At 62.5% G+C, this 12,850-nt stretch carries 9 protein-coding genes; 2 read left to right on the top strand and 7 right to left on the bottom strand.

The features are described 5' to 3' along the window. The 6 genes from ABSG20_RS02625 to ABSG20_RS02600 form a co-directional block, all read right to left on the bottom strand. The gene (locus ABSG20_RS02625) at positions 1 to 1,830 is read right to left on the bottom strand and encodes a hypothetical protein (RefSeq protein ID WP_423862925.1); all 1,830 of its coding nucleotides are present in this window, start codon (positions 1,828 to 1,830) and stop codon (positions 1 to 3) included. An 88-nt stretch (positions 1,831 to 1,918) separates the two neighbouring features. Then, complete coding sequence (locus ABSG20_RS02620) at positions 1,919 to 3,472, bottom strand: DHA2 family efflux MFS transporter permease subunit (RefSeq protein ID WP_423862924.1); 1,554 nt, start codon at positions 3,470 to 3,472, stop codon at positions 1,919 to 1,921. Next, positions 3,465 to 3,983, bottom strand: a complete 519-nt coding sequence (locus ABSG20_RS02615; RefSeq protein ID WP_423862923.1) for an isoprenylcysteine carboxyl methyltransferase family protein — start codon at positions 3,981 to 3,983, stop codon at positions 3,465 to 3,467. The genes ABSG20_RS02620 and ABSG20_RS02615 overlap by 8 nt, the downstream gene beginning before the upstream one ends. Beyond that, entirely contained in the window at positions 3,980 to 5,029 is a 1,050-nt protein-coding gene (locus ABSG20_RS02610; RefSeq protein ID WP_423862922.1) for a type III polyketide synthase, read from the bottom strand. The genes ABSG20_RS02615 and ABSG20_RS02610 overlap by 4 nt, the downstream gene beginning before the upstream one ends. Before the next feature lie 284 nt (positions 5,030 to 5,313). Further along, complete coding sequence (locus tag ABSG20_RS02605) at positions 5,314 to 6,714, bottom strand: SagB/ThcOx family dehydrogenase (RefSeq protein WP_423862921.1); 1,401 nt, start codon at positions 6,712 to 6,714, stop codon at positions 5,314 to 5,316. A gap of 88 nt (positions 6,715 to 6,802) precedes the next feature. Further along, on the bottom strand, positions 6,803 to 9,064 hold the full coding sequence (locus ABSG20_RS02600) for a TOMM precursor leader peptide-binding protein (protein ID WP_423862920.1): 2,262 nt from the start codon (positions 9,062 to 9,064) through the stop codon (positions 6,803 to 6,805). Between the two features lie 1,119 nt (positions 9,065 to 10,183). Here ABSG20_RS02600 and ABSG20_RS02595 point away from each other — a divergent pair. Continuing rightward, positions 10,184 to 11,050 carry a VOC family protein gene (locus tag ABSG20_RS02595; protein WP_423862919.1) on the top strand — a complete coding sequence of 289 codons (867 nt, stop codon included), beginning with the start codon at positions 10,184 to 10,186 and terminating at the stop codon, positions 11,048 to 11,050. 11 nt (positions 11,051 to 11,061) lie between these two features. On the opposite strand, the gene ABSG20_RS02590 is transcribed toward ABSG20_RS02595, so the two are convergent. After that, complete coding sequence (locus ABSG20_RS02590) at positions 11,062 to 12,219, bottom strand: OpgC domain-containing protein (RefSeq protein ID WP_423862918.1); 1,158 nt, start codon at positions 12,217 to 12,219, stop codon at positions 11,062 to 11,064. A gap of 226 nt (positions 12,220 to 12,445) precedes the next feature. On the opposite strand from ABSG20_RS02590, the gene ABSG20_RS02585 reads away from it, so the two are divergent. Continuing rightward, on the top strand, positions 12,446 to 12,751 hold the full coding sequence (locus ABSG20_RS02585; protein ID WP_423862917.1) for an ETC complex I subunit: 306 nt from the start codon (positions 12,446 to 12,448) through the stop codon (positions 12,749 to 12,751). Positions 12,752 to 12,850: the final 99 nt, after the last annotated feature.

The raw sequence follows: 12,850 nt of genomic DNA, 5'->3' as shown, positions 1-12,850 counted from the left end.
TTAGCCCGCTGCGCCCGCCCGTCGCACGCGCCAGATTGCCAGCTTGGCGGCGCCAACCAGGTCGAGCGGCTGCAGAAAATCCGGTATCTCGCCGCGGGCGAGGCCCGCGGCGAGGCCATCCGGCGCCAGCTGTTTGAACTCGAGCTGTTCCAGACTGCCGCGACACAGGACGATGTAGTCGACTTGCCGTTCCCTCAGGATTTGCTGCGCCTCGCGAGTCGTCCCCAGCATGACGCGCAGCATCGCGAGGTTGCCGTCATTGTTGCGATGATAGGGGGCTGCAAAGATCGAGTGTTCGGTGGCGGCCAGGATCGCCGGACCGAGGTCGATCGGCGCCATCACGCGGCCGCGCGGCAGACCTGCGAGCGGCGCTACGCTGGAAACGGTCCGACAGGAGGAGGCCGCATCCTCTGGCGCAATCGTCCAGTGCGGCCTCATCCGGTCGATCACGGGCCGGGCGGCGAGGCCATAGCCGACAAAGCTCGCCGGCGAGGCGATTAGCGCCAGCAGCAGCAGTTTTCGACCCCGCGCACAGGCGGGCCACAGGATGGCAAGGCTGACCGCAAAAATCGGCGCGGCCACCATGGTCGCGCCCGCCGCGCCGCGCATCTGCCACAGGCTGATCCCGATCAGCGCCGCCAAGGTGACGGCGGCAATCAGCAGCGGAAATCGGCAACCTGGTGGGCTGCGGAAAATTGTCGCCACCGCCAGTGCTAATGTCAGCGCGGGGAAGCCAAAGTAGCCGGGAATTTTCTGCGGCTCCAGTTGCAGCAGGGTTTGCAAGGACATGGTCTCGGCTACATGGTCGAGCCAGATCGAGACCACCAGCGGATCGACCGCCGCATAGGGCGATGCCAGGCATCCCGGAAATAAATTGAAAAAGGCCGCAAGCAGGATCAGCCCGCTGGCCGCTGCCGCGGCGGCGCGCGCGGCCATCGTGGATCGCCAGGCATCGACACCGGCTGTTATCATCAGGCTGAGGCCGCCGCCTGCGATCAGCAGCAGAAATGGCCCTCCAAAGGCATCGCATACCGGGGCGGGAAGCGAATGCGGGGGCAAAAGCGCTGCGGCGAGAAGCATCGACGAACCCGCCAATGTCGCGCCGAACGCGAAAATTTGAGGCGATACGATCCTGCCACGCCAGACCAGCAGGCCTGCAATAGCGACGCAGGCCGTTGCGATCGCCGGCAGCATCTCCAGTCCGACCGCAAGCGACAGGGTTGCCGCGATGCCGGCAAGCGAAGCGTCGACACGGCTGCGCTCGATCCGGCTTGCGAACATCAGAAAGGCCAGCAGCAGCGTGATCTGAAAATTGTGGTGATCGATGGCGCCGGCGCGGAAGTGAACCAGAGACGGGACGGACAGCGCGGCGAGGATAATAGCGGCCAGCTGCACCGCGTGCAGATTCGCGCCATCACTCATTCGTTTGGCGATGGCGGCAACCAGAACAAGGCTCGCGCCGAATAGCAGCGTCGGCCACAGCACCAGAGTGGTGGCTTCCGCCCCCTGCATTCCCAGAAGTGGCCTCAGCAACAGGATCAGCGCCGCCAGTGGCGCGTCGACCACGCGCGACCAGTGCATCAGGGTGCCCGGCGGATCCAGCCGGTGCTGCATCAGGTCAAACCAGCCTTGGCCGGCGATCAGGTCTCTCACTTCGGTCAGCCGCATGGCGTCGTCGGTCGACATGGCGTCGAACAGGCCGGTCCGGTAAGCGGGCGCAGCCAAGGCCAGTGCGACCGCGGCGCACAGCATCGCAATCACAATAAACGCGTTCGCTGGCCCGCGCGCGAGTGCCGGGCTACCGGTGATCGCAGCGGAATAGTTCGACATCACAGATCCTCAGGTCATCCCGAGGTAATCTGTTAAAGTTTTCGAAAGCTTTAAATACTTCCGCGATTTTGACGAGACGCGGTGATATTCAGCGCTCCGCGTCGATGCCCGTGGGAGCTGGGCCCGCGAACGGAACCAGCATCAGCCCCACGAGCGCCGCGGCGGCGAGCAGGGCCCAGGCCTCGTTCGTGCTGAGCGCAAACGCGGCCTTCTCCACCATCGGACGAACATAGGCCTCGATGGTGGCGTCCGACACGTCAGGCGGCCGATGCAGAAACAAATCGACGTCAAGCCCGATCGCCCGCGCCGCCGACACGTCGCCCGCGATCAGGCGGTCGCGCAGCGCTTCGGCATGGGCTCCGGTACGCCCATATAGGATGGTGTCGATCAGCGCGATCCCGATCGCGCCGCCGAGGTTGCGCATCAGATTGAACAGGCCGCTGGCGTCGGGCACGCGCGCGGGCGTCAAACAGCCCAGCGCCAGCCGGGTCGGCGGCAGCAGGCAGAACATGATCGCCACCCCGCGCACCACTTGCGGCCAGAACATCTCGTCGAAATCGGCAACCCGGCTCTGGGTGGCGCTGTAACCCAGACCGAGCGCAAACAGCCCGAAGCCCGCGGCCGATAACCAGCGCGGATCGAACCTGCTCTCCATCATGCCGGCAATCGGCGCCACGATCAGTTGTGCCATGCCGGTGACAAGCATGATGGTGCCGATTTCGAACGCGTCGTGACGCCGGACATAAGCGAGAAAGACCGGCATCAGATAGACCGACCCGAACAGTCCGATCCCAAGGCAGAAACTGAGCGCGCAGCCGACCGTGAACGAGCGGATGCTCAGCGTTGAGAGCTCGACCAGGGGATGCGGCGCCCTGAGCGTTCGGACGGCGAAGGCCGTCGCGGCGACTGCACTGAGCAGGAACAGCACCGCGCAGAGGGGAGAAAGCCAGCCATATTGCGGCGCTTCCTTGAGCCCGATCTCCAGGCTTGAAAGCGAGGTCGCCATCAGCATCAACGCATAGGCATCGAACGCAGTCAAATTGCTGAAGTCCGGTTTCTCGGCCGGCAGCAGGAAGGGCGTGGCGGCGGCCGCCACGATGCCGGGCACGACGTTGATCAGAAACAGCCACTGCCAGGAATAGGTCTCGGTGATCCAGCCACCGGCCACCGGCCCGACGGTCGGCGCCAGCACCGCCATGATGCCGGCCATCGTGGTCGCGATCGGATGCAGACGGATGGGAAACAGCAGGAAGACGGCGGAAAAAACCGCGGGGATCAGCGTGCCGCCGGCAAACCCCTGCAGCACACGGAAGCTGACCAGCATCGAGAAACTGTTGCTGAAAGCGCAGCCGATCGAGGCCAGGACAAAGAGGCTGATCGCGCCGACGAACAGCCAGCGCAGCGTCAGGACGCGCGTCAACCACCCGGTCAGCGGAATGGCGATGATTTCGGCGATCAGATACGCCGTCTGGATCCAGCTCATGGCATCGCGCGATATCGACAATGCATGCTGAATCGTGGGCAGCGACGTCGCGACCACCTGGATGTCAAGGATCGCCATGAACATGCCGAGGCACATCAGAACGAAACCCAGCCATGTGGCGGCGCGCGTCTCGCACGGCGCGATGGCCAGCTCAGACATGAGCATCCCGCACGATGATCCCGCGAGAGGCGGCGAGCGCGCTGTTTTCGGCCCGGATCCGGATCGTGAGCACCAACGCGTTGAGGATCGTAAAGACAGCGGCGACGAGCGGCAGCTTTAGCACCAGCGGAAGCAGGATGATCTCGGCGCCAACCACGACATAGTTGGGATGCGACAGGAACCGGTAGGGTCCGCTCGACACCAAAGGCTCTCCCGGCAGAACAATGATCCGCGTTGTCCAGCGCGAGCCGAGCGTCCACATCACCCAGCCACGAAAACCCTGCAAGCCGATATAGAAAAGCAAGGCGACGCTGTTCAACGCATGATCGCGTCCGAGCAGCCATAGCGACAGCAGCCATGCCAAATGCACGGCCACGATCAGCGGGTAATGCCCGGGTGCGATCTCGAACGCGCCGCGCGCCAAAAGCCTTTGGGTGTTGCGACGCGCCAGCACGAGTTCGCCGGCGCGCTGCAGCGTCACCGCCGCCAGCAATATTTCCGCCGCGGTCACGCGGCGTGCCGCAGCGCGACGCAGCTCGCCGTGAATCCCGGTCCAAGCGCCGTCAACAGCGAGCGGGCTGGCAGCCCTTTGGCGCGAGCCTGCTCAAGCACGAACAGCACCGTGGGCGACGACATGTTGCCGAAATCGGCGATCACCTGCCGTTCGCAGTCGAGCGTACCCTGACCGAGCGCGAAAGCGGTTTCCAGCGCGTCGATGACCTTGGTGCCGCCGGGATGGCAGATGAAGCGGTCGATGTCGGCCATCGAAAGCCGCATCCGCGCCAGAATCTGCACCACGGCGGGATTGAGATGGTCGGTGACGAAAGTGGGGATGGTGCGTTGGAAGATGACGCCGAACCCTTCCGGATCGACGCTCCAGCCCATGATGCCGAGCGTGTCGGGCCACAAATGTTCGCCGGCATCCTCGATCTCGGTCGCACCGCCATCGCCGGCGCGCAGGATGATCGCGGCGGCGCCGTCGCCGAACAGGCTGATGGCGACAATGTTGGCCTTGGTGAGTTCGTCGTGACGAAGCGCCAGCGAGCACAGCTCGATCGCCACCAGCAGCACGTTGGTGCCCGGTCGCGCCTTTGCCAGCCGCGCCGCGATCGACAGGCCGGAAACCCCGCCGGCACAGCCGAGGCCGAACACCGGCACGCGCATCACGTCGGATCGGAAACCCATGGCACGGGCGACGCGCGCCTCGAGGCTCGGCGTTGCGATGCCCGTCGATGATACGGTCACGACGGTGTCGATATCGCCACCGGCAAGATCCGCGCTCGAAAGCGCCTTCTGCGCAGCATCGACGAATAGCGCCTCGGCCCCTTCGAGGAAGGCCTCGGTACGTTCCGGCCAGCCGCGCGGTTCAAGATACCATTCGAATGGTTTGACGCCGTGACGCTTGATGATGCCGGTATTGGCAAAGAGACTGGAGAACGTCGAGAATTCCGGAAAGCGTGGCCCGAATACATCCCACGCCGCGGCCAGGACATCCTTCTGCAAGAACACGTTGGGAGGGACCGAGGTGGCCAGCGAAACGAGGGCAGCCGTGGGCATTGCGAGGGTCGCTCCTGTGTCTTCCGATCGCCATCAGGATAAAAAACATCGGTGCAGCCCCAATAATTCCGTTGATCGTGGAAAATCACCGGCCAAGGGAATCACGCAAATCTTGGGGTCCTGCTTGTCGTCCTCTCAAGAACGCAAAGACGTTGATTTCAAGGCCGCCGCCGGACGCGGGCTGGATTCCTGTTGCGGACCCTGCGCGGCCCGGGCGGTCGAACAGGTCCGCTGGCCGCATCAACTCCGGCGCATTTGAGATGTGCCCGGCATGGTGCATTCGGCTAGCCGGAAGCTGCCGGCGGAGCGCCGCGGCCAATCGCGAATTGACCGACCGGGCCCTCGACGTGGAATTCGATGCCGGTCATCTTCGCGAACAGATCGATATCGACCGTGCCGATCGCGCATCCGCCCAGCCCCATATCGGTTGCCATCATGTAGAGCGTTTGACTCAATACGCCGACATCCTTTAAAATCAGCGCATATGCGATAGCGCTGTACTTCCACGAAACGCGTCCAAAGCGTGCCGCGATCGTGATCAGGATCTGCGGCGGCGCTGGTGCGTCCATCGCGAATTGAGCTGACACGAGCACCGCTTCAAGCACGTCGGCGCGCGCATCGATCGGCACCAGCACGTGTCGGTCGGCGTCGTAATGATAGAAGCCGCGTGCCAGTCCCTGGCAATTGGCGACGGCCAGATAGAGCTCGAGCTCGTAAGCGCTGCCTGCAGACGGATAAGGCCTGGCGGCGTAAGCGATGACAGGACTGCCGTCGTCGTCGGGGTCGAGCGGGCTTACCCATTTCGACTGGACACGCGCGCTCAAATCGAGCAGCTGCGAAAGTTCGGCGAGCGTGATCGGATGCCGGTCGTCGAATTCGCGCGTCGAATGTCGTTCATGCAGCAGCCTTGCCGCCGGTGAGAGGAGCTCTAAAGAAGCGGCCGATCGCGCGAGAAGATCGATCTCTTTTCCGGGCCAGCGCGGCCGTACCGCGGGCAGCGGAGGCAGGACGCCGGCATGTGGAAAAATCCCGCCCAGCGGGTTGGCCTGCCGGCCTTCGGTGCTGCGGGTGTGGAACAGAAGATCGTGAAAATCCCAGAGCACGAGGTCGTCGTCGCCCTCGGCGGAACGGAGACCGGTGCCGCTGTCGGCGGCTGGCTTGAACAGGATTTGGCAATCCACCAGCAGGGCGAGAAGCTCGCCCCCCGGGAACCCTTCCTGCCGCCGCAGCTTTGTGATCTTTTGCGGTGTAGACAGCAAAGCGAGGGTGGCTGCGACCTTGGGATCGCAGATCCGGAACAGGGCTCCCGCACGCGGAGATTCCAGCACCATCTCGTGGCCGCGACGCCGCAGATACGCAAACCGCGACAGCACGACAACCTCGTCGGCGCCGAGCCTGGGCATGTTTGGCCAATAATCCGGAGCCTGCGGTTCGATGACAACCTGGTCCTCGTTGCCGTCCGCGGGCCCGAGCCGGTACTCCAGGAGACCGCGTCGGGCCAAGCGCCGGACCAGCAGATCGATCTCCTGGTCGACGGCGCTGCCGTCGGGCGCCAACGAGGCGAGTGCCAGACCCGTGCGCAGGACCTTTGCGCGATCCAGCGTAGCGGCGCTGAACTTTCCCAGGCCGACCGAAAGACCATCGAAACAGGCGACAATACTTCCGTCGGCCTGCGCTTCGAGCATGATGTGACCGCCCATCCGGGCGGAAAGGACGGCTGGAGCGATCCGCCGCCCCTTCTTTGTTGCGGGAGCGCGCAAGCCGGTATGACCCTCAGCTATGGGGGAGGAACGGAGTGAGTTCGCCTTCCGGGAGCGGCCGCTCTCGCCATCCGAGTTTGACCGGGACATCGTAAAGTCGGCCTGGCGCGAAACGGCGATAGAAATGCCGCAGTCCGGGAACGATGACCCGGACCACCGGGACCTCGACGTCGGGCCGCGTCTGATCGAGGACGAGAAAATCGAGGCCGGCGCGCCCTGCGATCGCAACGCAAGCATTGACCTGCTCGCGCGTGTTGTCGATGCGGCCGAGATCGAGGCCGCAGCATGGCTGTCCGGTCGGATTGTCGATGGGCGTCAAAAACGGATGGTCCTGCAGGCGCAACGGATTGGTGCCGTCGAGGCTCGGTTTCTCGCCGGTCCCGCCGTCCATCAGGCCGATGGACAGGAACTGGTTCAGCTCGGTCAGCGCGCGCAGCAAGGCAATGCGGCGGTCGAAATGCGCGCCAGAGCCAAATTCAATATTTTCCTGGCCGTTCCGCATCCAGTGCGAGATCGCCACAAAGGAGGGAATGCCGAGATCGCTAGTGACATCGAGCACCCAAAGCCGCCGGCCCGTTTCGGCTAGCTGGGTCTGCAGATCGCGGACGTAGGAATCGTCGAACTGGCCGAGATCCAGTGCTGGCCGTTGCAAGCGGTTGTACCACCAGATGGCATACGAATCGCGTTCCACCAGCTCGAGAAATCCCTGGACGATGGCTTCCTCGAGCGTGTTGCCGGCGGCGCAGCCGTTGGAATCGGCCTGGAATGCGGCAGGACCGCTGTAGAAGAAATACAACTGGGTGGTTGGAAGGTATTTGAAGCGCTGGTCGCGCAGCGACCAGACCGGTGTCCACTCGATCCTGGCTGATGGATCGAATGGAGGCGGGGCCGGCTGCGTCTCGTGTGAGTGGTCGTGCGAAGTCTGATCCGCTTGCGATTGCGCGTCGCTGAAAAGCAGGACGTCGTTAGGCAGGATGGCATCGCCTGGTGCGAAATCCGTGAACCGGCGTTTCATCCTGATCTCGTCGCCCTGAAAAATGCCCGAATAGCGCTCGATCGCCTCCATCAGCGCGCTGGCTTCGCCCTGCTCGGCGGTGCTGCCCTTGCCGAAGCTGCCGCCGCTCAGTCCCGCCCTCAGCTGATTGACGTTCTGGGCCGGTGCCGAAAAATTGTGCGCCGCATAATAGTTGGTGTTCATGGGCAAATCGGCTTCGATCCGCTCGAGCCGCGTGACCACCCCCGTGAGAGGGCTGACGTGCTTGCGGAAACGCGCCACGGTGGCCCGCGACGACACGGTCCGGTATCCACCGCTCGTCATGACGAGCTTGGCGCCGCCGGCCAGTTCGATCGGCACCGGCGCGCGGCGCGGGTCGAGCAGTTTCTTGCGGCCGCAAGTCGGGCATTGCGGTCGGGCTGCGACGTAATGCTTGACGACGGCCGCCCCCAAAAGGTCGAGACTGATGATGTGATCGCGCAATTCGGTGCGAAAGTCGGTGGCGATCGATTTGGCGATTTCGACCGCGGCAAACTGGATGGCGCCTTGTCCGACCATGTTGCGCGCGAGAGGTGACACGGCGACAGCGCGCGCCGCGCCGCGGTCGAGAAACCCCTTGACCTCCCGGTTCCGTATCATGCGATCGAACAGGCAGGTCCAGCAGGCGCCGTGGCCGGGGTCGAACACGGGACCCACCAGCGGGAAAGCGCCGGAGGGCTGGACCAGCAGCCATCGCCTTCGGTCCGCTACGCGCTGCCGGTTCAATTCGGTCAGTCGTGATTCGAGATAGTCGCTCACCAGCGTGACCGTCAGGTCCGGGGAGCGCTTGACGACGCGAACGCCGAGCTCGCTCAGGGCAGCACCGAGTTCGGTTGCGCCCTGCACGTCGATCGACTGAATGCCCACGCGACAATTCCCGAGAGTTTTCTCCGCAGTCCCGGGCGGCAGGCCGAGGGTTGCCCAAAAGCCGGCTACGGCACCAGCGGAAGCTTGCGAGGCCGGGACCAGATGCCGGCGCTCGATCAGGCGTTTGAGCGCTTCCTCGATTTTGTCGGCCGGAAATTTCGGTTCCAACTCGGCAACCAGATCCTGAAAGCTCTTGCCGCCTTCTCCGATCGCAGAGGCGAGCGCACAATAGAGCTCGCCGTGAAGAAAGAACTTCCGGTCTTCGGAATAAAGGCAGACAACGTCGGGAGGCAGCACATAGACGGTGAAATTCGGCGCAAACCGCGGGACGTTGTCGCGGTGGCTCGCAACTTTGATCCTGCGCTCGCCTGTCATGATGTCAGCGAGCCCGCCTTGCTCACCACTTCGGTTCGATGCAAGGCGTACTCTCCTACCACTGAACTTCCCTGGAACGGCTCGCGCGCCGGCATTCCCGGATAAGGTCGGAAACACGCTCGGCCACCGTGGCGGGCCTGCCTGCGCACGCGGACAGCATTGCAAAGAACACATATATCGAGCAACATTTAAGCAACACGTATTCTAAGCCAAACATCTTTTAGCAACAAATGTTTGGCCGGGTCGACCTCGTCGAACCCGGCCATGAACCACGTGCTGGCGTCAACGGAAGCTGAACGCAGGTCTGTTCTAGCAAAGGCGGCAAGCACCCCACGAAAGACAGCAGCCTGCGCAGCCAACTCCGCAACCGCAACCGCAACCTCCGCGGCAGCCGCATCCGCGGCATCCTCTGCATCCTCGGCAGCCACCACCGCAGCGGCAGCCGCGGGCTTCCTGGACCATGCCCCGAAGCGATCCGGTGTTCTCCTTGTCGAACACATAGAACGTCGCCAGGCTGACGTCGGAGATTTCTTCTTCACCGAGTGTGATCTCGTGAGCCGGTGCAACATTCGGCGTCCGCTGTATATCCTGCGTCGGCATCACTGCCGCGGATGCCCCGCCGACGAGAGAAAAAGTCAGCCCGGCGGCGCCCAACGCTGGTACTGCTTTCGCCGAACGCTTACGTTTCGAAGCCTGCTTCGCCCGTGACATATTCGCCTCCTCCATACCTAGTTAAAGATGCTCAGAGTCTAGCCGGCTCGGATAGTACGCTGTCGGAATCCAGCACGCAAGACGGGTCAGGCAGGATGATCTGTCTCAGGCACCCGCAATACGAAGATTTCACGTTCATGAACGACTCCTATGAATGGCTGTTCATGAAACGACTTGTTTATGAATAAGGTTCCGCCGTTCAGACACAAATCCGCAATCCAAATCCCGCCGACGCGGGCGCTCGTCGTGAACGCGCTGCTGGCTCGATGCATGCTCGTCACCCAGTCAAATGACTCAAAAATTGCTTTGAGGCCGGCCAGCACTTAGGCTTTTAATCCGGCATCGAGAGGGAAGCCGGGCGGCTTAATTCGGCGTCGCAATATCGATTGGTCGCACGGAGAAACTGACATGGTCTGTTATCCCGGACGTTTTGGCTGGTACGAGCTGCTGACGACAGACATGGCGGCTGCCAAGGCCTTTTACTCCAGCGTTGCGGGATGGGGTGCGCAGGACGCCTCAACGCCCGATCTCGCCTACAGCCTGTTTACCGCTGGAAATGCCCCGGTGTGCGGGCTCATGGATCTGCCGCAGGAGGCGAGAAAAATGGGCGCGACGCCGAGGTGGGTTGGCTATGTTGGCGTCGACGACGTCGACGCTGCCGCCAACCGGATCAAGCATCTTGGCGGAGCCGTCTACGTTCCTCCGACCAACAGCAATATCGGTCGCATTTCGATCGTCGCCGACCGGCAATCAGCCACGTTTGCGCTGGTCACGGGGCTGAAACCTGGCCAACAGCCGCCGGACGATCCGGCCGAACCGGGGCACGTGGGCTGGCATGAGTTGCTCGCAGCCGACCGGGAGCAAGCGCTTGATTTCTATGGCCAGCTTTTCGGCTGGCGGAGAGCCGACGCCGACAGCGATCCGACGGATTGGAATATGGCGTTCGAAGCCGGCGGGCAGACGATCGGCAGCATGTGCACCAAACGTGCGATCGAGGCGGTTCCATTCTGGCTCTATTATTTCAATGTCAGGGATATCGACCTGGCCGTGGAACGCGTGAAGGCCGGCGGCGGCGAGCTCTTCGAGGGCCCGTTTGAAGCGCCCGGCAAGAGCTGGATCGTCCGATGCATCGACCCTCAGCGCGCCATTTTTGCGCTGCAGGGAAAGCGTAGCCCGGACCGGATCGGGCGAGCCTCTGGCTCGGAAGTCGGCTGGTCCACCGAGTGGAGCGGGATTTCATCGCGCGGCAGGTTGATCACCAGGCCCCGCGGCTAGGGCAGCGAGCATCAGGCGGCTTTGGCCGCCGCCGCTGCCGGCGGCTTTGGAAGCGGCTTGTCCTGCCGCTTCGACCAGGAGATGTAGTAGGCGACGACGGTCATGATCGCTATTCCCGTCACGCTGACGAAAATCTGCGCAAACAGCGAGCCCGAGCTCATCATCAATTCAAAATGTCCGACAAAGGACAGGAAGACGCCGACGCAAAATACCGCGAGCGACTGCTGACCGCAGACGATGAGCGGATCGAACACCTTCCACTGAAGGGCGGCCCAGTCCTTGGGCACAAACCTGATGACCAAAATCACGATCACCACGAAATGCAGGAAACGATAGGGCGCAAGATTGGTTTTATCGTTCGGATTGAAAGTTGAATAGAGCCAGTGCGGGAACATCGCGCCGAAATCCGGAAACCTGCCCGCCATCGTCATGACCAGTGCGAAGATCAGATAAGCGATGCAGAAATACAAGGTGATGGGGGCATTGATGATCGACAGATTCTTTCTGGCTCCGCCGAGCGCGCACCAGGAGCCGAACACAAACAGCACCTGCCAGCAATACGGGTTGAAGTACCATGTGCCGGCGGGATAGGCCCGCAAATTCCAGTCGAACTGCCGCGCCAGAAGCCACAGCGTGATCGACGCCAGCATCGTCAGGTTGGGCCGCCGCAGCATGATCCACAACACCGGCGGAAATAACCCCATCAACACGATATAAAGCGGCAGCACGTCGAGATTGACCGGCTTGAACTTCAGCAGCAAGCCCTGACGCAGCGTTTCGACGGCGCTGTCGACCAGGCCCGCGACATTGAACTCGTTGATGATCTCGGGATCGCTGTAACGCTGTGCGACATAACCGATCGAAACGATGTAGATGACGAACAGGATAATATGCGCGACATAGAGCTGCCAGACCCGCTTGGTCAGGCGGGTGGCGCCGACGATGAAGCCGCGTTCGAGCATCATCCGGGCGTAGACGAAAGAGGCGGTATATCCCGAGATAAATACGAACAGATCCGCGGCGTCGCTGAAGCCGTAATTTCGCGTGGTGATCCAGTTCACGACGTTGTCGGGAATATGATCCAGAAAAATCGCCCAGTTGGCGACCCCGCGAAACAGGTCGAGCCGGAGGTCGCGTCCTCTTTCAGGTAGGGTGGCGTTGATTTTCATGGGGACCGCTTCGAAGGGACGCTTTCGAGAGGATCGAGCTGCGGGACAAGGCGGCCAGCCAGACGGCGGCGCGATTGTCACGGCGCAGCATAATGACTATACCGGTCGGGAAAATGAAACATCCTAGGCTCGGAATCACCGTTCAAATTCCCGAAAGGTATCTCTATCCTATGCCGTTTCCGTCACGCGCTGCAATGCCGCATTTCACACGGGGGCCCGATCATCCATGACCGCACGCATCTTCAAGCCTGCCAAAAACGCGATGCAATCGGGGAAAGCCAAGACCAGGGAATGGCAGCTCGACTATGAACCGGAGCAGCCGCAGTCGATCGAACCGCTGATGGGCTGGACCTCATCCGGCGACATGAAGCAGCAGCTCACGATTCAATTCGACACCAAGGAAGAGGCCGTGGCCTATTGCCAGCGCGAGGGCATACCCTATCAGGTAAGTGAACCGAAGGAGCCGATCCGTCGGCAAGCCGCCTATGCCGACAATTTTGCATTTCGGCGTGTCGAACCCTGGACCCACTGAGGCTGGCATCGCGGGCGGGTCTGTCCTGCTATCTGCCTGAGCACGGAAAGTTCTGGGTTGCCTGAGGCGGCGTCGCAATGACACCATGATGACCACCCA

It is taken from the genome of Bradyrhizobium sp. (genome assembly GCF_049512235.1).
Lineage (GTDB): Bacteria > Pseudomonadota > Alphaproteobacteria > Rhizobiales > Xanthobacteraceae > Bradyrhizobium.
Note: the sequence above shows the minus strand (reverse complement) of the source record. Positions and strands in the feature narration are given on the sequence as shown.